17 protein-coding genes are annotated in these 21,209 nt (G+C 73.0%); 16 read left to right on the top strand and 1 reads right to left on the bottom strand.

The annotated features are described in order from the left end of the window. The 16 genes from asnB to ABZV94_RS17140 are packed head-to-tail and all read left to right on the top strand — an operon-like array spanning position 1 to position 20,461. On the top strand, positions 1-1,935 hold the full coding sequence (gene asnB, locus ABZV94_RS17215; protein WP_356341167.1) for an asparagine synthase (glutamine-hydrolyzing): 1,935 nt from the start codon (positions 1-3) through the stop codon (positions 1,933-1,935). Positions 1,936-1,952: 17 nt separating this feature from the next. Further along, positions 1,953-4,145: a bi-domain-containing oxidoreductase gene (locus tag ABZV94_RS17210; RefSeq protein WP_356341166.1), complete on the top strand. Its 2,193-nt coding sequence runs from the start codon at positions 1,953-1,955 to the stop codon at positions 4,143-4,145. Continuing rightward, positions 4,142-6,121 (top strand): alginate lyase family protein, encoded by a 1,980-nt coding sequence (locus tag ABZV94_RS17205; protein WP_356341165.1) that lies wholly within the window; start codon positions 4,142-4,144, stop codon positions 6,119-6,121. Before ABZV94_RS17210 ends, ABZV94_RS17205 begins: the two co-directional genes overlap by 4 nt. Before the next feature lie 15 nt (positions 6,122-6,136). Continuing rightward, the gene (locus ABZV94_RS17200; RefSeq protein WP_356341164.1) at positions 6,137-7,672 is read left to right on the top strand and encodes a right-handed parallel beta-helix repeat-containing protein; all 1,536 of its coding nucleotides are present in this window, start codon (positions 6,137-6,139) and stop codon (positions 7,670-7,672) included. A gap of 1 nt (position 7,673) precedes the next feature. Then, complete coding sequence (locus tag ABZV94_RS17195) at positions 7,674-8,912, top strand: O-antigen ligase domain-containing protein (RefSeq protein WP_356341163.1); 1,239 nt, start codon at positions 7,674-7,676, stop codon at positions 8,910-8,912. A 2-nt stretch (positions 8,913-8,914) separates the two neighbouring features. Then, positions 8,915-10,138, top strand: coding sequence for a glycosyltransferase (locus tag ABZV94_RS17190; RefSeq protein ID WP_356341162.1), 1,224 nt, complete (start codon positions 8,915-8,917; stop codon positions 10,136-10,138). Then, positions 10,139-11,389 carry a class I SAM-dependent methyltransferase gene (locus ABZV94_RS17185; protein WP_356341160.1) on the top strand — a complete coding sequence of 417 codons (1,251 nt, stop codon included), beginning with the start codon at positions 10,139-10,141 and terminating at the stop codon, positions 11,387-11,389. Beyond that, on the top strand, positions 11,386-12,180 hold the full coding sequence (locus ABZV94_RS17180) for a glucose-1-phosphate cytidylyltransferase (RefSeq protein WP_356341158.1): 795 nt from the start codon (positions 11,386-11,388) through the stop codon (positions 12,178-12,180). The genes ABZV94_RS17185 and ABZV94_RS17180 overlap by 4 nt, the downstream gene beginning before the upstream one ends. After that, positions 12,177-12,824: a PIG-L family deacetylase gene (locus tag ABZV94_RS17175; RefSeq protein WP_356341157.1), complete on the top strand. Its 648-nt coding sequence runs from the start codon at positions 12,177-12,179 to the stop codon at positions 12,822-12,824. Before ABZV94_RS17180 ends, ABZV94_RS17175 begins: the two co-directional genes overlap by 4 nt. 3 nt (positions 12,825-12,827) lie before the next feature. Further along, entirely contained in the window at positions 12,828-13,853 is a 1,026-nt protein-coding gene (locus tag ABZV94_RS17170) for an SDR family oxidoreductase (protein ID WP_356341156.1), read from the top strand. Continuing rightward, positions 13,841-15,124, top strand: coding sequence for a DUF4910 domain-containing protein (locus ABZV94_RS17165; RefSeq protein ID WP_356341154.1), 1,284 nt, complete (start codon positions 13,841-13,843; stop codon positions 15,122-15,124). Before ABZV94_RS17170 ends, ABZV94_RS17165 begins: the two co-directional genes overlap by 13 nt. Positions 15,125-15,129: 5 nt before the next feature. After that, positions 15,130-16,419: a hypothetical protein gene (locus tag ABZV94_RS17160; protein WP_356341183.1), complete on the top strand. Its 1,290-nt coding sequence runs from the start codon at positions 15,130-15,132 to the stop codon at positions 16,417-16,419. After that, positions 16,416-17,363, top strand: a complete 948-nt coding sequence (locus ABZV94_RS17155; protein ID WP_356341152.1) for a glycosyltransferase family 2 protein — start codon at positions 16,416-16,418, stop codon at positions 17,361-17,363. The genes ABZV94_RS17160 and ABZV94_RS17155 overlap by 4 nt, the downstream gene beginning before the upstream one ends. Beyond that, positions 17,360-18,580: a polysaccharide pyruvyl transferase family protein gene (locus ABZV94_RS17150; RefSeq protein WP_356341151.1), complete on the top strand. Its 1,221-nt coding sequence runs from the start codon at positions 17,360-17,362 to the stop codon at positions 18,578-18,580. The genes ABZV94_RS17155 and ABZV94_RS17150 overlap by 4 nt, the downstream gene beginning before the upstream one ends. Then, on the top strand, positions 18,577-19,128 hold the full coding sequence (locus ABZV94_RS17145; protein ID WP_356341150.1) for a dTDP-4-dehydrorhamnose 3,5-epimerase family protein: 552 nt from the start codon (positions 18,577-18,579) through the stop codon (positions 19,126-19,128). Before ABZV94_RS17150 ends, ABZV94_RS17145 begins: the two co-directional genes overlap by 4 nt. Positions 19,129-19,135: 7 nt before the next feature. After that, complete coding sequence (locus tag ABZV94_RS17140) at positions 19,136-20,461, top strand: glutamate-1-semialdehyde 2,1-aminomutase (protein WP_356341148.1); 1,326 nt, start codon at positions 19,136-19,138, stop codon at positions 20,459-20,461. Positions 20,462-20,473: 12 nt separating this feature from the next. Here ABZV94_RS17140 and ABZV94_RS17135 read toward each other — a convergent pair whose 3' ends face one another. Further along, complete coding sequence (locus tag ABZV94_RS17135; RefSeq protein ID WP_356341147.1) at positions 20,474-21,157, bottom strand: phosphatase PAP2 family protein; 684 nt, start codon at positions 21,155-21,157, stop codon at positions 20,474-20,476. Positions 21,158-21,209 lie beyond the last annotated feature (52 nt).

Raw genomic sequence — 21,209 nt, 5'->3', positions numbered from 1 at the left:
ATGTGTGGCATCGCAGGTACGTACCGCTGGCCGGACGGCAAGATCGTGACCGACCGGCTCACCGACTCCCTCGCCCACCGCGGCCCCGACGGGGCCGGCCGCTACAGCCACTCCGTCGGTGACGGCGAAGTGCACCTCGGGCACCGCCGGCTGTCCATCATCGACCTGTCCGAGACCGGGGCCCAGCCGATGGTCAAGGACGGCCTCGCCCTGACGTACAACGGCGAGCTGTACAACGCGCCCGAGCTGCGTACGGAACTCACGGCCGCCGGGGTGCGCTTCCGCGGTACCTCCGACACCGAGGTGCTGCTGGAGGCCTGGCGGCGCTGGGGCACCGACTGCCTGCCCCGGCTGCGCGGCATGTTCGCGTTCGGCGTCTTCGACGAGCGCACCGGCGACCTGGTGCTCGTCCGGGACCAGCTCGGCATCAAGCCGCTGTTCCTGCTCCGGCGCGGCGAGGGCCTGGTGTTCGCGTCCGAGCTCAAGGCGCTCGCCGCCGTGACCGGCGGGTCGCTGGAGGTGGACCACGCGGCGCTGGTGGCCTCGCTGCTGTACTACTGGGTGCCGGACTCCCGGTGCGCGTTCCGCGAAGCGGAGAAGCTGCCGCCGGGGAGCTGGCTGAGGTGCCGGCCCGACGGGCGGGTGGAGCGCGGCCGGTTCTGGCACCTGCGGGACGTCGCCGCCGAGGGCAGGGAGCGGGCCCGCTCCGGCGAGCGGCCCGACATCGCCGCCGTCGTCGAGGAGTCGACGCGGCGCCACCTGCTTGCCGACGTACCCGTGGCGACCTTTCTCTCCGGCGGTCTCGACTCCAGCTACCTGACCGCGCTGGCGGCCCGTCACCAGCCCGGGATCTCCGCCTACACGATCGGGTTCCGCGCCGAGGACGCCAGGTTCGAGGCGATGCCGGACGACCTGCGCTACGCCCGGCAGGTGGCCGAGCGGTTCGGCGTCGACCTGCACGAGATCGAGATCGCCCCGGACGTGCTCGAACTGCTGCCGCGGATGACGTACCACCTGGACGAGCCGATCGGCGACCCCGCCGCGATCAACACGTTCCTGATCTGCTCGGCCGCCCGGGAGGCCGGTGTCAAGGTGATGCTCTCGGGGATGGGCGCCGACGAGCTGTTCGCCGGGTACCGCAAGCACCTGGCCAACCTGATCGCGCTGCGCTACCAGCGCGTGCCCCGGCCCCTTCGGCGCGGGGTGTCGGCGGCCGTGGACCGGCTGCCGGTCGCCACGTCCCGCCGCGGGTACCGGTCGGTGCGCTTCGCGAAGCGGTTCCTCTCCTTCGCCGATCTGCCGGAGGAGACCGCGTTCCGGCGCAGCTACACCCTGTACGACCGCCAGGAGCTGCTCGCCCTTGTCGACCCGGACCTGGCGGGGACGGTCGAGGACGTGCTCACCGAGCACGCGGACACCTACCAGGACAACGACCTGGACGACTTCGTCAACCGCATGTGCCTGACCGACGCCCGGATGTTCCTGCCGGGCCTGAACCTCGCCTACACGGACCGGTCGAGCATGGCCGCGTCGACCGAGGTGCGGGTGCCGTACGTGGACGTCGAGGTGGTGAAGGCGGCGTTCGCCGTGCCCGGCGAGCGGAAGATCGCCGGACGGCAGGGCAAGGCCGTGCTCAAGGAGGCGGCCGCCTCGGTCCTGCCCCGGGAGATCGTGTACCGGCCCAAGGGCCTGTTCAGCGCCCCGCTGCGCGCCTGGATGAGCCGGGATCTGGCACCGCTGGTGCGCGAGGTGGTCGACGACGGCGAACTCGTCCGTTCCGGGTTCCTGCGCCGTGACGCGCTTCAGCGGCTGGTCGCCGAGGACGCCGCCGGGCAGCGGGACTTCTCCAAGCATCTGTGGCATGTGCTGACCCTCGAGTACTGGTATCGCGGCGCGACCTCCGGGTCCGGCCAGAACCCTCGTTCGATGGCGTAGAGACAAGAGGACTTCGGGTGAAACAGGTTGTGCAGAACTACAAGAGCGGCGAGCTGGCGGTGCTCGACGTGCCGGTGCCGGGGTGCAAGCCGGGCGGTGTGCTGGTCCGCAGCGCGTACTCGCTGATCTCCACCGGGACCGAGCTGATGAAGGTGTCCGAGGCCGGCATGTCGATGCTGGGCAAGGCCCGCTCCCGGCCGGACCAGGTGGCCAAGGTCATGCAGAGCGTGGCCACCAACGGGGTGCCCGCGACCTACCGCAAGGTGATGGGGAAGCTGGACTCGTACACGCCGCTGGGCTACTCGCTGTGCGGGGTGGTCGAGCAGGTGGGCGCCGGGATCGACGACGTGGCGGTCGGTGACCTCGTGGCCTGTGCGGGCAACGAGCACGCGCTGCACGCCGAGCTGAACTGGGTGCCGAAGAACCTCTACGTCCGGGTGCCGGACGGTCTCGCGCCGCGGCACGCCGCCTTCGGCACCGTCGGGTCGATCGCGTTGCAGGGCGTCCGCCAGGGCGAGTCGCGGCTCGGCGAGGTGGCGCTGGTCATCGGGCTCGGGCTGATCGGCCAGCTGGTGGTGCAGCTGCTGGCCGCCTCGGGGGTCCGCGTCGTCGGGGTCGACCCCGACCCGGTGCGCTGCGAACTGGCCGAGCGCCTGGGTGCCGCGGCGTGCGGCGATCCGGGGTCCGCGGCCGTGGAGGCTTCCGTCGCCGAGCTGACCGGCGGCCTGGGCGTGGACCAGGTGTACCTGGCCGCCGGCGGCGGCAGCAACCAGCCCGTGGAGCTGGCCGCCCGGCTGTGCCGGGACCGCGGCCGGGTCGTCGACATCGGCAAGTGCCGCCTGGACCTGCCGTGGAACGCGTACTACGAGAAGGAGCTCGACGTCCGGTTCTCCCGCAGTTACGGCCCCGGCCGCTACGACCCGGAGTACGAGCTGGAGGGGCGGGACTACCCGATCGGTCACGTGCGCTGGACCGAGCGCCGCAACCTGGCCTGCGTCCTCGATCTCCTCGCCCGCGGCAGCGTCGACGTGGAGCCCCTGATCTCCCACGTCGCCGACTTCGATGACGCCGTCGAGACGTACCGGCGGCTGAAGGACGGCGATCTCAAGGCCGTGGCCGTGCTGTTCCGGTACCCCGAACAGGCGGGGAAACCCGAGGAGACACCGGCCCCGGCGGTGGCCGTGCCCGCGGTGCGGCCCCGCGGCGGCACAGTGCCCGGTTCGGCCCGGGTGGCCAACACCTCGGTGCGGCTGGCGTTCGTCGGCGCGGGCAACTACGCGACGTCGATGCTGCTGCCGCACCTGGCGCAGCGCGACGGCGTCGAGTTGTCGACCGTCGTCACCACGACGGCGCTGTCCGCGGCCAACGCGCAGCGGAAGTTCGGCTTCGCCGAGGCGACCACCGATCTCGACGCCGTGCTCGGCGACAAGTCCATCGACGCGGTGTTCGTCGTCACCCGGCACAGTTCGCACGCGGAACTGACCCGCCGGGCCCTGCTGGCCGGCAAGGCCGTGTTCGTGGAGAAGCCGCTGGCCCTCACCGAGGAGGAGCTGGCCGGCGTGCTGGCGGCGGTGGAGGAGTCCGGCAACGACCGGCTGCAGGTGGGCTTCAACCGCCGGTTCGCGCCGCTGCTGCGGGAGGCCAGGCTGCGGTTCGGTGCCCGGACCGGTCCGGCGAACCTGCGGTACCTGGTCAACGCGGGCCGCCTCGACCACGGCAGCTGGTACCTCCAGCAGGGCAGCGAGGGTTCGCGGTTCGCCGGTGAGGGCGGGCACTTCATCGACACGGCGAGCTGGCTGCTCGACGCCGACCCGGTGTCGGTGTACGCGGTCGCCTCGCCCGGCAACGAGGACCTCCAGGTCGTGCTGCGCTACCCGGACGGGTCCACCGCCACCATCAGCTACGTCACCAGCGGCCCGGCCGGCTTCCCCAAGGAGACGCTGGACCTGGTCGCGGACGGCAAGGCGCTGCGGCTCGACGACTTCGTCCGCGCCTCGGTGTACGACCGCAAGCGGTGGGTCAGTTCGCGGCTGCCGAAGGCCCGCGACAAGGGGCAGAACGCCGAACTGGCGGCGTTCGTCAGGGCCGTGCGGACGGGCGGGCCGATGCCGGTGCCGCTCCAGTCGCTGGTCGCCACCACCGCGGCCACCCTCGCCGTGCGGACCGCACTGGCCGGCGGTGCGCCGGTGACGTTGGCGGGGGCGCGATGACGGTGAGCTCGGGGAGTGCGGGCTGGTACCTGCGGCGGCTGTCCCGGATGGGACCGCGGGAGGTCGCGGGCCGGGTGGGTGACGCGGTGCGCAGGCGGCGGTGGCGGTCGGTGCCGCCGCCGGACTGCCCCGGCGTGACCGGCGCCCGGTTCACCGCGGTACTGCCGGCGGGGGCGTTCGCGGCGGTGCCGGCGGACGCCGCCAAACGGCTCGTCGCCGAGGCGGACCGGCTGATGTACGGGCAGGCCGAGTACTTCGGGGTGGTCCGTGAGGACCTGGCCGACCCGGACTGGTGGTACGACCCGAAGACCGGGCGCCGGGCTCCGGGGGGCTACGCCTTCGAGGTGCCGTACCGGGACGAGGACGCGGTCGGGGACGTCAAGCAGATCTGGGAGCTGTCCCGGCACCAGTACCTCACCGTGCTCGCCGCCGCCTACGCGCTCACCGGGAACGAGCGGTACGCCGAACGCGTGGCCGAGCACCTGCGGTCGTGGTGGACGGCCAACCCTCCGCTGCGCGGCGTGCACTGGACCAGCGGCATCGAGCTGGGCATCCGGCTGCTGTCGTGGGTGTGGATCCGCCGGCTGCTCGACGGCTGGCCGGGCGCGGCGGCGCTGTTCGAGGACAACCCGGTGGCGCTGCACCAGATCTGGCACCACCAGCGCTGGCTGGCCGCCTTCCCCAGCCGGGGGTCGTCGGCGAACAACCACGTCATCGCCGAGGCCGCCGGGCAGTTCGCCGCGGCCTGCGCGTTCGGGTGGTTCCCCTCCTCTGCGCGTTGGCGGGCCGACGCGCTGCGGTCGCTGGAGCGGCACCTGCGCGGCAACACCTTCGCCTCCGGGCTCAACCGCGAGCTGGCCACCGAGTATCACGGACTCGTGCTGGAACTGGGCCTGGCCGCGGTGGCCGAGGCGGACGCCGCGGGCAGGCCGGTCCCGGCGTCGATCCGGCTGGTGCTGCTGCGGATGACCGACGCGCTCGCGGCCGTCGTGGACAACCGGCTGCGCCCGCCGCGCCAGGGGGACGCGGACGACGGGCACGGTCTGGTCGTGGACGGCGCGGGCACCGACCGCTGGGCCTCGCTGCTGGCCACCGGGGACGCCGTGTTCGGGCGGCTCGCCTGGTGGCCGCAGGTGACCGGCACCGACGTGCGCACCCCGCTGCTGGCCGCGCTCATCCGGCCGTACGCGAAGGACGGGACGGCACCGGCCGTGTCGCGCCCGGCGAGCCGGCCGGCCCACTTCGCCGACGCGGGGATGACCATCCTGCGCGGCCCGGAGGAGATCTGGTGCCGCTGCGACGGCGGTCCGCACGGCTTCCTGTCCATCGCCGCGCACGCCCACGCGGACGCGCTGTCCGTCGAGGTCCGGCACGACGGGGTCGACGTGCTCGCCGACCCGGGGACGTTCTGCTACCACGGGCAGCCCGAGTGGCGGCGGTACTTCCGGTCGACGCTCGGCCACAACACCCTGCGGCTGGACGGCGGTGACCAGTCCGTCTCCGGCGGCCCGTTCCTGTGGACCCGGCATGCCAGGAGCCGCGTCCTGGTCGCGGACACCTCCGGCGCCTTCGACGGGGGGACGGCCCGCTGGTGCGCCGAGCACGACGGCTACCGGCCCTCCGTGCACCGCCGCAGGGTGGAACTGAGGCCGGCGGAGCGGGAGCTGAGGGTGGTCGACGAGGTGCGCGGCCCGCGCCGGGCGGTGCAGCTGGCGTTCCACCTCGGCCCGGCGATCGCCGCGGACCTGGCGGGGAACCGGGCCCGGCTCACCTGGACACGGGACGGCGAGGAGCGCTCCGCGGTGCTCCTGCTGCCCGGGGAGCTGTCCTGGCGGGCGCACCGCGGCGAGACGGAGCCCCCGCTGGGCTGGTACTCCGCGGGGTTCGGGCGCAAGGAACCCGCCACCACGCTGGTCGGCACCGGCTTCGCCGACGGCGTGCAGGGGTTCACCACCGTACTGGCGTTCCGCGGCTAGGGGGGAGGAGGACCCGTGGGGATCACGTGCCGGCGTTGGACGCTGCCGGCGGCACCGCTGGCGCTGGCCCTGCTGGCGGCGACCGGCTGTACGAGCTCACCGGACACGTCGGGGAAACCGACCGCTCCGCTGTCCAGGTCCGGGGCCGTGGCGGCCGGGGCCCGGGTGTGCGCCGAGCCCGCGGCGGGGCCCGCGACGGCCCCGGCGGGCGCGGTGACGGTCGACCCCGGTGTGGTCGGTGACCTGGCCGAGAAGACGAGGACCAGTCCCCCGGGCACCACGTTCTGGCTGCGCCCCGGCACGCACCGGCTGGAGCCGGATCGCTACGCCCAGGTCATGCCCAAGAAGGGGAACCGCTATCTCGGCGCGCCGGGCGCGGTTCTCGACGGGGGGAAGAAGAACGCGTACGCGTTCGGCGGCACCGCCGACGACGTCACCATCCGCTACCTGACCGTGCAGCACTTCGTCGCGCCGACCGACGAGGGTGTGGTCAACCACGACATGGCCGACGGGTGGGTGATCGAGCACGACACGATCCGGGAGAACGACGGCGCAGGGCTGATGGCCGGCGCCCGCCAGCAGGTCCGCGCCAGCTGCCTGCGCGACAACGGTCAGTACGGAATGAACGCGTACAAGACCGGCAACACCATCCGCGGCCTGGTGGTCGAGGGCAACGAGGTCGTCGGCAACAACACCGGCGACTGGGAGCGGCGCAAGCCCGGCTGCGGCTGCACCGGAGGCATCAAGTTCTGGGCCGTCAACGGCGCCGAGGTGCGCGGCAACTGGGTGCACGACAACCGCGGTGCCGGGTTGTGGGCGGACACCAACAACAACGACTTCCGGATCGAGGACAACCTGATCGAGAAGAACGACGGCGCCGCGCTGATCTACGAGATCAGCTACAACGCGGTCATCCGCAACAACACGATCCGGCGGAACAACTGGGTCGAGGGCCGCGGGTCCGCCGAGCGCGGCGACGACTTCCCGTTCGGCACCGTCTACCTGTCCGAGGCGGGCGGCGAACCACGCGTCGCGGCCCGCACGGACAAGATCGACGTCTACCGGAACGTGCTGGAGAACAACTGGAACGGGATCACCCTGTGGGAGAACGCCGACCGGTTCTGCAACAGTCCGGCCAACACCTCATCGGGTGACTGCACGCTGCTGGTCAGGGACAAGGGCCGTTGCACGAGACCGGCGATCGCCCGCGCGCCTCTGTACGCCGACTGCCGGTGGAAGACGCAGCGCGTGGACATCCACGACAACCGCTTCGTCCTGGACAAGTCCGTCGTCAAGTGCACGGAGAAGTGCGACCGCATGGCGGTGCTCGCCAACTACGGCACCTATCCGGACTGGTCTCCGTACAAGGGCAAGAAGGTGGCCGAGGCGATCACCCTCGAACAGCACAACCGCTGGCACGACAACACCTACCGCGGACCGTGGCAGTTCGTCGTCCAGGACCCGAGCCAGGTGCTCGACCCATGGCAGTGGCAGGGCCCGCCGTACCGGCAGGACACGGGCAGCACCTTCCCGAAACGGGCCGGTGGTTGAGATGGACCGTGCCCCCGCCACCCCGCCGAAGGCCGTCGGGATCGTCTGGCTGCTGCTGGGCCTCAACACCCTCGGCTCCGCCGGGGCGAAGACCATCGTCCAGCTGCCCCGCTCCCTCATCCAGCTGGTCACCATGGGCTCGCTGGTCGTCGCGTTCGCGCTGGCGCTGGCGCTCAACGCGCGGCTGCGCATCAGACCCAGCGCCTTCCTGTTCCTGCTCACGCTGCTGCTGGTGCCGAGCGTGATCTCCAGCGTGCACCTGGAGTCCGGGTTCGGCGCGCTGTTCCGCTGCACCCGGCTGGCCCTCTTCGTCAGCACCCTGTGGCTGGTGAGCCGCTGGTGGGACGGCACTGTGACGTTCGTCCGCCACCACATCCGGATGTACTTCGCGGTGCTCGTGTCGGTGGCCGCGGGCCTGGCCATCTCACCGGGCGCCGCCATGCCCGACCTGTACGGCGGGCGCCTCGTCGGCGCGCTGTGGCCGCTCACCCCGCCGCAGATCGGCCAGTACACGGCGGTGATCACCGGTCTGACCGTGCTGCTCCTCCTGGGCCGCCAGGTCGACAAGGCCGGCGCGGCGGTGGTCATCGTCCCGTCGCTCGTCCTGCTCGCGCTCACCCACACCCGGACGGCCACCGTCGGCCTGCTCGCCGGGCTGGCCCTGGCGATCGGCTCGCTCGTCCTCACCAGCGCCGCGGCCCGCCGCTTCTTCACCTGGGCGGTGCTGTGCGCCACGGTGGCCGCGGTGGGGTTCGCCTCCGCGCTCCAGGCCTGGTTCCTGCGCGGACAGAGCAAGGAGAACTTCTCCAGCCTGACCGGCCGGGCCAAGGTCTGGGACGCCCTGCTGGCGGCGCCCCGGACGACCGCGGAGCAGTTCTTCGGTGTGGGCCTGGGCGACAAGTCGTTCGGCGGGCTGCCGATCGACAACAGCTGGCTGGCCGTCTACAACGAGCAGGGTCTGATCGGTGTCGCCCTCGTGGCGGCCGTCCTGCTCGTGCTCGGCGGCGTCGCGCTGCTGCGGCCGCCGTCGCTGCCGAGGGCCTGCGCGATCTTCCTGATCAGCTACGTCGCGATCTCGTCGTACACCGAGGCGGGTCTCGGCGACGCCTCGCCGTACCTGCTGCACCTGGCGCTGGCCGCCTCGCTGCTGGCGGTGCCCGCCACGGCCGCGCCGTTGCCGGCACCCCCTGTCCCACGACCGGGTGTCCCGCGCTGGGCCCGGGATCGGGAGGCGAGCTGACCATGCACGTCCTCGTGGTGCACAACCGCTACTCCTCGGCGCAGCCGAGCGGCGAGAACCGGGTCGTCGACGAGGAGGTGGGACTGCTGCGCGCGGCCGGCCACCGGGTCGAGGTGTTCGAGCGGCGCAGCGACGACATCGCCGGCCGGTCGCTGCTCGGCAAGGTCGCGGTGCCGCTGCTCGTGCCGTGGAACCCGGCGGTCCGCAAGGAGCTCACCGCCAGGCTCCGCGCCGACCGGCCGGACGTGGTGCACGTCCACAACGTCTTCCCGCTCCTGTCGCCCGCGGTCCTCGCCGCCTGCGCCGACGCCGGTGTGCCCGTCGTCGCCACGCTGCACAACTACACCCAGGTCTGCCCGCCCGGCACGCTGCAACGGGACGGCCGGCTGTGCACCGAGTGCGTCGGCCCGGCGGCGCCGCTGCCCGCCGTCCGGCACGGCTGCTACCGGGGCTCCCGTCTGGCGACGGTGCCGCTCGCGGTGAGCCTGTCGGTCAACCGCAGGCGGTGGTGGTCCGGCGTGGAGCGGTTCTTCTGCATCTCCGAGGCGCAGCGCGACGTCCTGGTGCGCTCGGGCATGCCGGCCGAGTTGCTGACGGTGAAGCACAACTTCGTGCCCGACCCCGGCGCCTGCCGGGTGGGCGACGGAGAACAGCTGCTGTTCCTCGGCCGGCTCGCCGAGGCCAAGGGAGTGCGGCTGCTGATGGCCGCGTGGGACGAGATCGCGGCGGACGGCGGGGTGGGCGTGCCGCTGGTGCTCGCCGGCGCGGGGCCGCTGGAGCGCGAGGTGACCGCCTGGGCGGCGGGCCGGGACGACGTGCGCTACGCGGGTCTGCTCGACCCGGCCGGGGTCCGGCAGGCCGTCGCGCGGTCGGTCGCCGTGGTGGCTCCGTCGATGGCCATGGAGACGTTCGGCCTGGTGGTCGCGGAGGCGATGGCGGCGGGCGTGCCCGCTGTCGCCGCCGGTCACGGCGCCTTCGTCGAACTCGTCGAGGACGGGGTGACCGGGCTGCTGCACCGGCCGGGCGAGGCCGCCTCGCTCGCGTCCTGCATACGCCGGATCGCGGCCGGGCCGGACCTTGGCCGGGAGATGGGACAGGCGGCCAGGCGCCGCTACGAGAAGGGCTTCAGTCCGGCTGTCGGGCTGGAACGCCTGGAGGAGGAGTACCGCGCCGCGATCGCGGGGCGGACGCCATCGATGGGGGACGGAACCAATGGGGGGCACTAGATGACACGATGCCGACTGTGCGGCTCGGCGACGCTGGCGAGCGTCGTCGACCTGGGGGCGACGCCGCCGTGCGAGAGCTTTCTCGCCGCCGACCGACTGGACGAGCCGGAGCCCGCGTACCCGCTGCACCTGCGGGTGTGCACCGACTGCTGGCTCGCCCAGATCCCGCCGCTGATCACGCCGGAGGAGACGTTCAAGGAGTACGCGTACTTCTCCTCGTACTCCACGTCCTGGGTGGAGCACGCGCGCGCGTTCGTCGCCGATGCCGTGCGGCGGGTGGGGCTCGGCCCGGACGCCTTCGTGGTCGAGGTCGCGAGCAACGACGGATACCTGCTCAAGCACGTGGTGGAGCGGGGGATCCGCTGCCTCGGCATCGAGCCGTCGGTGAACGTCGGCGCCGCCGCGCGCGATGCGGGCGTGCCCACGCTCACGGAGTTCCTGAGCCCGGACACCGGCGCGGCGGTCCGCGAGAAGCACGGCCCGGCGAACCTGGTCGTGGCCAACAACGTGTACGCGCACATCCCCGATGTCGTCGGGTTCACGCGGGGGCTGCGCGCCCTGGTCGCCGACGACGGCTGGGTCTCCATCGAGGTGCAGCACCTGCTGACCCTGATCGAGGAGAACCAGTACGACACGATCTACCACGAGCACTTCCAGTACTACACGGTCGCCTCCGCGATCCGGGCCCTGGCGAGCGGCGGACTCACGCTCGTGGACGTCGAGTTGCTGCCCACGCACGGCGGCTCCATCCGGCTGTGGGCGCGGCCGGCCGAGGCGGCGGGCGAGCCCGCGCCGCGGGTGGCCGACGTGCTGGCCCGGGAGAAGGCCGCCGGGCTCCAGGAGCTGTCCGGGTACACCGAGTTCTCCGCCCGGGTGGCCAAGGTGCGCCGGGACCTCCTCACGTTCCTCATCGAGGCGGCCGAGCGCGGCGAGACGGTCGTCGGCTACGGCGCCCCCGGCAAGGGCAACACCCTGCTCAACCACTGCGGCATCCGGCCCGACCTGCTCGCGTACACGGTCGACCGCAACCCCTACAAGCACGGCAGGTTCACCCCGGGCACGCGCATCCCGATCCTGCCGCCCGAGCAGATCGCCACCGACAGGCCGGACTACGTGCTCGTCCTCCCGTGGAACCTGCGGGCGGAACTGGTCGAGCAGCTCTCCTACGTCCACGACTGGGGCGGCCGGCTGGTCTTTCCCATCCCGGAACTGAGCATCGTCGACGTCGCGTCTCGAAAGGTCACAGCATGAAGGTCGTTCTGTTCTGCGGCGGTTACGGGATGCGGATGCGCAACGGTGCCGCGGACGACGTGCCCAAGCCGATGGCGATGGTCGGCCCCAGGCCGCTGATCTGGCACGTCATGCGCTACTACGCGCACTTCGGCCACACGGAGTTCATCCTGTGCCTCGGGTACGGGGCCCATCACATCAAGGACTTCTTCCTCAACTACGAGGAGACGACGTCCAACGACTTCGTGCTGCGCGGCGGGCGGACCGAGCTGCTGTCCACCGACATCTCGGACTGGACGATCACGTTCGCGCAGACCGGCATCGAGTCGCCGATCGGGGAGCGGCTGCGCCGGGTGCGGCACCACCTCGACGGCGACGAGATGTTCCTCGCCAACTACGCCGACGTGCTCACCGACGCCCCGCTCCCGGAGATGATCGAGAACTTCGCCCGGCGCGACGCCGGTGCGTCGATGATGGTGGTGCCGCCGCAGTCGTCGTTCCACTGCGTGGAACTGGGCGAGGACGGCCTGGTGGGGGGCATCACCGCGGTGAGCGAACTGCCGCTGTGGGAGAACGGCGGCTACTTCGTGCTCCGCCAGGAGGTCTTCGACCACATCCCCGAGAACGGGGACCTGGTCGCCGACGGATGCGCCCAGCTGGCCAAGCGCGGCCGGCTCGTGGCGCACCGGCACCGCGGCTTCTGGAAGCCGACCGACACCGTGAAGGAGCGGGCCGCGCTCGACGCCGCCTACGCCCGCGGCGACCGCCCGTGGGCCGTGTGGGAACGGGACGGCGTGGGGGTGGGCGCGTGATCCGGCTCGGGGCCGGGCGCCTGGAGGGGATCGTCGCGGTGGGCGCGCACTGCGACGACATCGCCATCGGCGCGGGCGGCACGCTGCTGACGCTGTGCCGCGCGCGGCCGGGCCTCCGTGTCGACGCGCTGGTGCTCTCCGGCGGGGGCGGCGAGCGCGAGCAGGAGGAGGAGGCGGCGCTCGCCGCCTTCTGCCCGGGCGCCGACCTGCGGCTGACCGTGCACAAGCTGCCGGACGGCCGGTTTCCCGCGCACTGGGAGGAGGCCAAGTCCGCCGTCGAGGAGCTGCGCGAGCGGACCGACCCGGACCTGGTCCTCGCCCCGCGCACCGATGACGCGCACCAGGACCACCGCGGCCTGGCGCGGCTCATACCGACCGCGTTCCGCGACCACCTGGTCCTCGGCTACGAGATCGTCAAGTGGGACGGCGATCTCGGCCGGCTCGCCGCCTACCAGCCGCTGTCGCCGGAGACCGCCGAAGAGAAGGTGCGGCTGCTCCAGGAGCACTACCCCTCGCAGCGGCACCGGCCCTGGTACGACCGGGAAGCCTTCCTCGGCCTGGCCCGGATCCGCGGCATCGAATGCCACGAGCGCTACGCCGAGGCGTTCGCCGTCACCAAACTCACGCTCGACCTGGGGGATTGAACCTTGCGCGTACTGCTCACCGGGCACCAGGGCTACCTGGGCACCGTCATGGCCCCGGTCCTCACGGCCGCCGGGCACGAGGTCGTCGGCCTCGACGCCGGCCTGTTCGCCGACTGCGTCCTCGGCCCGGCGCCGGCCGACCCGCAGGGGCACCGGGTGGACCTGCGCGACGTCACGGCCGACCACCTGGCCGGGGTGGACGCCGTGATCCACCTGGCCGCGCTCTCCAACGACCCGCTGGGATCGCTGGCGCCCGAGCTGACCTACGACATCAACCACCACGCGTCCGTGCGGCTGGCCCGGCTGGCCCGCGACGCCGGGGTGCGGCGCTTCCTGTACGCGTCGACCTGCTCGGTCTACGGCGCCGCCGGCGGCGACGACCTGGTCGCCGAGGACGCCCCGCTGCGCCCGGTGACGCCGTACGCGGAGTCCAAGGTGCGGGTGGAGGACGACCTGCACGCCCTGGCCGACGGCGACTTCACCCCGGTGTACATGCGCAACGCCACCGCCTTCGGCTACTCGCCCCGGCTGCGCGCCGACATCGTGCTCAACAACCTGGTGGGCCACGCGCTGCTGTCCGGGGAGGTCCTCGTGCTCTCCGACGGCACCCCCTGGCGCCCGCTGGTGCACGCCGCCGACATCGCGCGGGCCTTCACGGCCGCGCTGACCGCGCCGCGGGAGGCGGTGCACGACCGGGCGTTCAACATCGGCAGCGAGACCAACAACGTCACCGTCGCCGAGATCGCCGGTCAGGTCGCCGAGGCGGTGTCCGGGGCGAAGGTGGTGATCACCGGGGAGACCGGTGCCGATCCCCGCTCCTACCGGGTGGACTTCTCCCGCTTCCGCGCCGCGGTGCCGGGCTTCGACTGCGAGTGGACGGTGAAGCAGGGCGCCCTCGAACTCGCCGACGCCTACCGCAAGTTCGGGCTGAACCGCGAGGACTTCGAGCGACGTTTCACCCGCCTGGCCGTGCTGCGCGCGGCGTCCGAGTCCGGGGCCGTCGACGACACCCTGCGGTGGCGCCCGTGACCGGGATCGGCGAGGAGATGCACGCGCTGGTGGAGCGGATGTACCCGCTGTGCCGGAGCATCACCGGCGACGGGGTGCGCGCCACCCTGGACATCGTCGGGGAGTACATCCCCCTCCAGAGGCACGAGGTGCCCACGGGCACGCAGGTGCTCGACTGGACCGTGCCGCAGGAGTGGAACATCCGCGACGCGTACATCGCCGACGCCTCCGGCCACCGGGTCGTCGACTTCGCCGCGTCCAGCCTGCACGTGCTCGGCTACAGCGTGCCGGTGTCGGCGACCATGCCGCTGGCCGAACTGCGCGGACATCTGCACACCCTGCCGGAGCACCCGTCCTGGGTTCCGTACCGCACCAGTTACTACAAGCCGGAATGGGGATTCTGCCTGGCCCAGGAGACCCTGGACGCGATGCCGGACGGCGACTACGAGGTCCGCATCGACTCCACCCTCGCGGACGGCCACCTCACCTACGCCGAGCACGTGGTCCCCGGGCAGGTCCCCGACGAGGTGATCGTCTCCTGCCACGTCTGCCACCCGTCGCTGGCCAACGACAACCTCGCGGGCATCGCGGTGGCGACGTTCCTGGCCCGGGCGCTGGCGCAGGGAACGCCGTACTACACCTACCGGTTCATCTTCGCGCCCGGCACCATCGGGGCGATCACCTGGCTGGCCCGCAACGCGGAGCGGGTGGACCGGGTCAAGCACGGCCTGGTGCTGGCCTGCGCCGGCGACCCGGGGCAGCTGACGTACAAGCGGAGCCGGCGCGGCGACGCGGAGATCGACCGGGTGATGCGGCACGTGCTCTCCGCCTCCGGACGCCCGCACCGCGTCACCGAGTTCACTCCGTACGGCTACGACGAGCGGCAGTACTGCTCGCCCGGGTTCGACCTCGGCGTGGGCTCGCTCACCCGGACCCCGTACGCGGGCTATCCCGAGTACCACACCTCGGCGGACGACCTGGACTTCGTCTCCCCCGAGGCGATGGCCGACACGCTCGCCGTCTGCCGCGAGGCGTTCGCCGTCCTGGACCGCAACCGGCAGTACGTCAACCTCAGCCCGTACGGCGAACCGCAGCTGGGCAGGCGCGGGTTGTACGACGCGCTCGGCGGCCGCAGCGACACCAGGCAGGCCCAGATGGCCATGCTCTGGGTGCTCAACCTGTCCGACGGCGAGCACAGTCTGCTGGACGTCGCCGAGCGGTCCGGGCTGCCGTTCGACACCGTCGCCGCCGCGGGCGACGCCCTGCACGGCGCCGGTCTGATCAAGGCATGACGCCGATGACCACCGAGGGGCAGAAGACGAGGCCGAGGGCGGCGACCGCCCGGCGGGCCGTCGCCGGGCGGCTGTCCTGGGGCCTGGCCGACCAGGCCGCCTCCAGCGTGTCCAACTTCGTGGTGGGCATGTACGTCGCCCGCTCGCTGGGGGTGACCGCCTTCGGCGTGTTCAGCCTCGCCTGGGTGACCTACGGCGTGGTGCTCAACGTCTCCCGCGGGGTGGCCACCGACCCGCTCGTGGTGCGCTTCAGCGGTGTGCCGGACGCGTCCTGGCGCGGGGCGGTGGCCAGGGCGTCGGGTGCCGCGCTCGGCGCCGGTGCCGCTCTCGGCGCGGCGTGTCTGGTGGCCGGCCTCGGCGTCGGCGGCCGTGTGGGGCCCGCCTTCGCCTGCCTCGGCGTCGTCCTGCCGGGACTGCTGCTGCAGGACGCGTGGCGGTTCGCGTTCTTCGCCGCCGGCGCCGGGCGGAAGGCGTTCGTCAACGACCTCGTGTGGGGCGTCGCGCTGATCCCCGCCATGGTGATGGCCGCCCGCGTGGGCAGCGTGTCCGCCTTCGTGCTCGCCTGGGGCGGATCCGCCGCGGTGGCCGCGGTGTACGGCTGCTTCCAGTCCGGCATCCGGCCCCGCCCGGCCGGTGCCCGCGAGTGGCTGCGCGCGCACCGCGACCTCGGTGCCCGGTACCTGGTCGAGAACGTCAGCAACAGCGGCGCCAGCCAGCTGCGGGCGTACGGGCTCGGCGCGATCGTCGGGGTCGGCGCGGTGGGCGTGGTCCGGGGCGCCGAACTGCTGCTCGGCCCGTTCATGGCCGTGCTGATGGGCCTGTCGCTGGTCACCGTCCCGGAGGCGGCCCGGGTACTGCGGCGGGCCCCGCACCGCCTCGGCTCGTTCTGCCTCCTGCTGGGCGGCGGGCAGGCCGTCACCGCGCTGCTGTGGGGCTGCGCGCTGCTGCTGGTGCCGGACCGGCTCGGCGAGCTCGTGCTCGGCGGCGTGTGGGACTCCTCCTCCCGGCTCATCGTCCCGGTCACGCTCGCCGTCGCGGGTGCGGGACTGGGCACCGGCGCGGCAGCCGGGCTGCGCGCGCTCGGCGCGGCCCCCCGCAGCCTGCGGGCCCAGCTGTTCGCCTCCGCCTGCTACGTCGGCGGCGGACTCGGCGGAGCCGCCGCGGCCGGCACGGTCGGCTCCGCCTGGGGCGTCACCGCGGCGACCCTCTTCGGCTCGGCCCTGTGGTGGCTCCAGTTGCGGTCCGCCCTGCGCGAGCACCACCAGAACACCCTTCGCGAAGTGAGGACCTCATGACCCCGCGCCCCCGGCTGAGCATCGGCCTGCCCGTGTACAACGGAGAGGAGTACCTGGCCGAGTCGCTCGACGCCCTGCTCGGCCAGACCTACGAGGACTTCGAGCTGGTCGTCTCGGACAACGCCTCGACCGACGGGACCGAGGACATCTGCCGCGCCTACGCGGCGCAGGACCCGCGCGTCCGGTACCTGCGGCTGCCGCGCAACGTCGGCGCCACTCCCAACCACAACTACGTGTTCACCCAGTGCCGGGGTGAGCTGTTCAAGTGGGCGTCGCACGACGACCTGTACGGCCGGGACCTGCTGCGGCGCTGCGTGGAGGCCCTGGACGAGCGGCCCGAGGTGATCCTCGCGCACGCGGACCAGGCGGTCATCGACGCCGACGGCAAGGTGAAGGTGCCCTACGAGTACACGCTCGCCACCGACTCGCCGCACGCGCCGGAGCGCTTCCGCAGCATGCTGTTCGAGCCCGGCGGCGACGACTTCTACGGGGTGATCCGAGCCGATGTGCTGCGCCGGGTGAAGCCGATGGACAGCTACCACCACGCCGACCGCACGTTCGTCTGCGAACTCGGTCTGCACGGGCCCTTCCACCAGGTGCCGGAGCTGCTCTACTTCCGCCGCGACCACCCCACCCGCGCCGAACGGGCGAACCCCTCCAAGCGGGCCCGTTGCGTCAACCTCGACCCGCGCCGGGCCGGCCCGCTGCACCCGACGCCGCGGCTGCTCGCCGAGTACGTCTGGGGCTTCGTCTCGGCGATCCAGCGGGCGCCGCTGTCCGGGTCCGACCGGCGTGCCTGCTACCGCCACCTGGCCGCATGGATGACCAGCCGGGTCCGGCCCGGCGCCGGCGAGCGGGTCGAGGACCGCGCCCCCGTCGACCCGGCCGGACTCACCGTCTCGGTCGACGACCTCGTCGCCGGGCGCGAGAGGAGGCAGGCGTGACGCCGGTACGGGTCGGGGTGTTCGGCCTGCTCGGCTCCGGCAACCTCGGCAACGACGGATCCCTCGAAGCCGTCCTCGGCTACCTCCGCGCCGAGCACCCGGAAGCGGTCGTGGACGCGCTGTGCGGCGGCCCCGAGGCCGTCTCGACCCGGTTCGGGATCCCGGCGACGCGGCTGCACTGGTACCGCGGCGAGTACCGGACCGCGTCACGCGCCGGCGCCATCGGGGCCAAGGCCCTGGGCAAACTCGTCGACGCCTTCCGCACCGCCGCCTGGGTGCGCCGGCACGACGTGGTGATCGTGCCGGGCATGGGTGTCCTGGAGGCCACCCTGCCGCTGCGGCCCTGGGGCTTCCCGTACGCGCTGTTCCTGCTCTGCGCGTCCGGCCGCCTGCTCGGCACCAAGGTGGCGCTGGTCAGCGTGGGCGCCGCCCCGATCGGCAACCGGTCGACCAGGGCCCTGGTGCGCTGGTCGGCGCGGCTGGCCGCGTACCGCTCGTACCGGGACACACCCTCCCGTGACGCGATGCGGGCGATGGGTGTGGACACCACGCGCGACCGGGCCTACCCCGACCTCGCCTTCTCCCTGCCGGCGCCGGAGACGGGCACGCCGGCCGGCACGGCGGCCACGCCGGGCACGGTCTGCGTCGGGGTCATGAACTTCCACGGGAGCGACGACGACCGCGCCCGGGCCGAGCAGATCCACCGGCGCTACCTCGACGGGACCATCCGGTTCGTCCGCGCGCTCGTCGACGACGGCAGGCCGGTCCGGCTGCTCACCGGCGACCAGGTCGACGCGCCGGTCGTCGCCGCGATCCTCGACGCCGTGGACTCGCCGCTGGTCACCGCCGCCGAAGTGGCCTCGCTGCACGACCTGATGAAGGAAACGGCGGCTGCCGACTCCGTCGTGGCGATCCGCTACCACAACCTGATCTGCGCGCTGAAGGCCGGTACCCCGACGCTCGCCCTCTGCTACGCCACCAAGAGCGACGCCCTCATGGAGCGCATGGGCCTCGGCGCGTACCGGCACCCCGCCCGCGAGGTCGACGCCGACCGGCTCCTCGAACAGTTCCGGTCGCTGGAGAGGAACTCGGCGCTGCTGCGGCGCACCATCGCCGAACGCAACCGGCTCGCGGCCCGGCAGCTCCAGGACCAGTTCGGCGAGTTGACCGAGGCCCTGTTCCCGGCCCGCACCCACACCCAGCGAGAGGCCCCATGAAAGCGACCCAAGTCCCGCAGATCGCCGGCGCGTACCTGTTCCAGCCGACGCCGTACGCCGACGAACGCGGCTTCTTCTGCCGCACCTTCGACGCCGACGTGGTCCGCTCGGTGGGCCTCGACCCGGACGCCTTCGTCCAGGACAGCGTGTCCCGCTCGGTCAGGGGCGTGCTGCGCGGCCTGCACCTGCGCTCCGGTACCGGCGAGGCCAAGCTGGTGCGGTGCTCGTACGGCAGGATCTTCGACGTCGTCGTGGACCTGCGGCCGGACTCGCCGACCTATCTGGGCCGGGCCTTCTTCGAGCTGTCCGGCGAGACTCAGGCGACCGTGTACATCCCGGCGGGGTGCGCGCACGGCTTCCAGGCGCTCACCGACACCGCTGACACCTCCTACCGGATCGACCGCCCGCACGATCCGGCCGAGGACGTGACGATCGCCTTCGACGACCCGGAGCTCGCCATTCCGTGGCCGCTGCCGGTCACATCGATGTCCCAGCGGGACCGGGAGGCGCCGAGCCTCGCCGAGGTCCTGAAGCACACGGAAGGGTGAAGCCGGCTTGGACAGCGAAGAGTTCCGCCTGCCCCGGTCGCGGACGGCGAACGAGCGGCTGCACGCCCTGATCCCCGGGGGCGCGCACACCTACGCCAAGGGCGACGACCAGTACCCCGAGGACCTGGCCCCGGTCATCAGCCACGGCCGGGGCGCCCACGTGTGGGACGTCGACGGCAACCGCTACGTCGAGTACGGCTCCGGCCTGCGGTCGGTCAGCCTCGGCCACGCCCACCCGCGCGTGACGGAGGCGGTGCGGCGGGAACTCGACCGCGGCGCCAACTTCGTCCGCCCGTCCATCGTGGAGGTGGACGCCGCGGAACGCTTCCTGGCGACGGTGCCGACCGCGGAGATGGTGAAGTTCGCGAAGAACGGCTCCGACGTCACCACCGCCGCGGTGCGCCTCGCCCGCGCCGTCACCGGGCGCCCGCGGGTGGCGCTCTGCGCCGACCATCCGTTCTTCTCCGTCGACGACTGGTTCATCGGCACCACGCCGATGTCCGCCGGCATCCCGGCAGCGACCACCGAACTCACCGTGGCGTTCCCCTACGGCGACCTGGCCGCCACGGAGGAGCTGCTCACCCGGTACCGGGACGAGGTGGCCTGCCTGATCCTCGAACCCGCCACGCACACCGAGCCGCCCCCCGGGTACCTCGCCGGGCTGCGCGAGCTGGCCGACCGGCACGGCTGCGTACTGATCTTCGACGAGATGATCACCGGCTTGCGCTGGTCCGAGGCGGGCGCCCAGGGCCTGTACGGCGTCGTCCCCGACCTCTCCACGTTCGGCAAGGCGCTGGGCAACGGGTTCGCCGTCTCGGCGCTCGCCGGGCGCCGCGAGCTGATGGAGCGGGGCGGGCTGCGTCACTCCGGCGACCGGGTGTTCCTGCTGTCCACCACGCACGGTGCGGAGACGCACTCCCTGGCAGCCGCGATGGCCGTGCTCACCACCTACGTCGAAGAGGGTGTCACCGCGCGGCTGCACGCGCTCGGCGAGCGGTTGGCCGCCGGTGTCCGGGACGCCACGGCCGCCATGGGCGTCGGCGACCACGTCGTCGTCCGGGGCCGGGCCAGCAACCTGGTCTTCGCCACGCTCGACGAGAACGGGCAGCCGTCGCAGCCGTACCGCACCCTGTTCCTGCGCCGGCTCCTCGCGGGCGGGGTGCTCGCCCCGTCCTTCGTGGTGAGCAGCGCGCTCAGCGACGCCGACATCGACCACACCGTCGAGGTGGTGGCCCAGGCGTGCGCCGTGTACCGGAAGGCGCTGGACGCCGGTGACCCCACCCCCTGGCTGGGCGGACGACCGGTGAAGCCCGTGTTCCGCCGTCTGGCGTGACGGGGCGTGCCGTCAGTGGCGCTCTCCCCGGCCGGTGTCGGCGCTCCGCCCGGCCAGCCGGTCGGCCGTCCGGTCGACCAGCCACGCGGTCGCCGGCATCACCACCAGCGCGGTGCACCCGCCGCCGAGGACGTCGGTCGGGTAGTGCGCGCCCAGGGCGACCTCCGCCCAGCCCATGGCGGCGCCGGCCACCAGCGCCGCGGCGAGCACGAGTGACGTGCGGGCCGTCCCGCCGTGGCCGGGCCGGCCGCTCACGAGCAGCGCCACCGCGAAGGACAGCGCGGTGGCGAAGGCGGTGTGCCCGCTCGGATAGGACAGGTTGCCGTCGCCGTGGATGGTGCGTCCCACCAGGTGCTTGAGCAACGTCGCCGCCCCCACGCTCGCGCCGACGCCGGCGACGGCGAACACCGCCACCCGGGGCCGCCGCAGCAGCAGGCAGCCCGTCACGATGGCCGTGACCAGCATTGCCGCTCCCCCGGGCTCCCCCAGGAAGTCCAGGGCCAGAGCGACGTACCGCCACGGCGGCCGCACATCGTCCGTCGTCGCCCGGATGATCCACCGGTCCACCCTGCCGGGCCGGCCGTGGCCGGCGTACCAGACCCCGAGCACGACGACCACCAGCGCGGCGAGGGCCGCGATCGGCACGAGCCGCCTGCGCAGCGACGGGGGCAGCACCGCGGACCCCGGCCGGGCCATCGGCTTCCGCAGGCCCCAACTCCCCACCGGTGAGCCCCCCGTCGTGTCCGCC

It is taken from the genome of Streptomyces sp. NPDC004658 (assembly GCF_040609555.1).
Classification (GTDB): Bacteria; Actinomycetota; Actinomycetes; order Streptomycetales; family Streptomycetaceae; genus Streptomyces.
The sequence above is the reverse complement of the archived record's forward strand: the minus strand, read 5'-3'. Positions and strand labels throughout refer to the sequence as shown.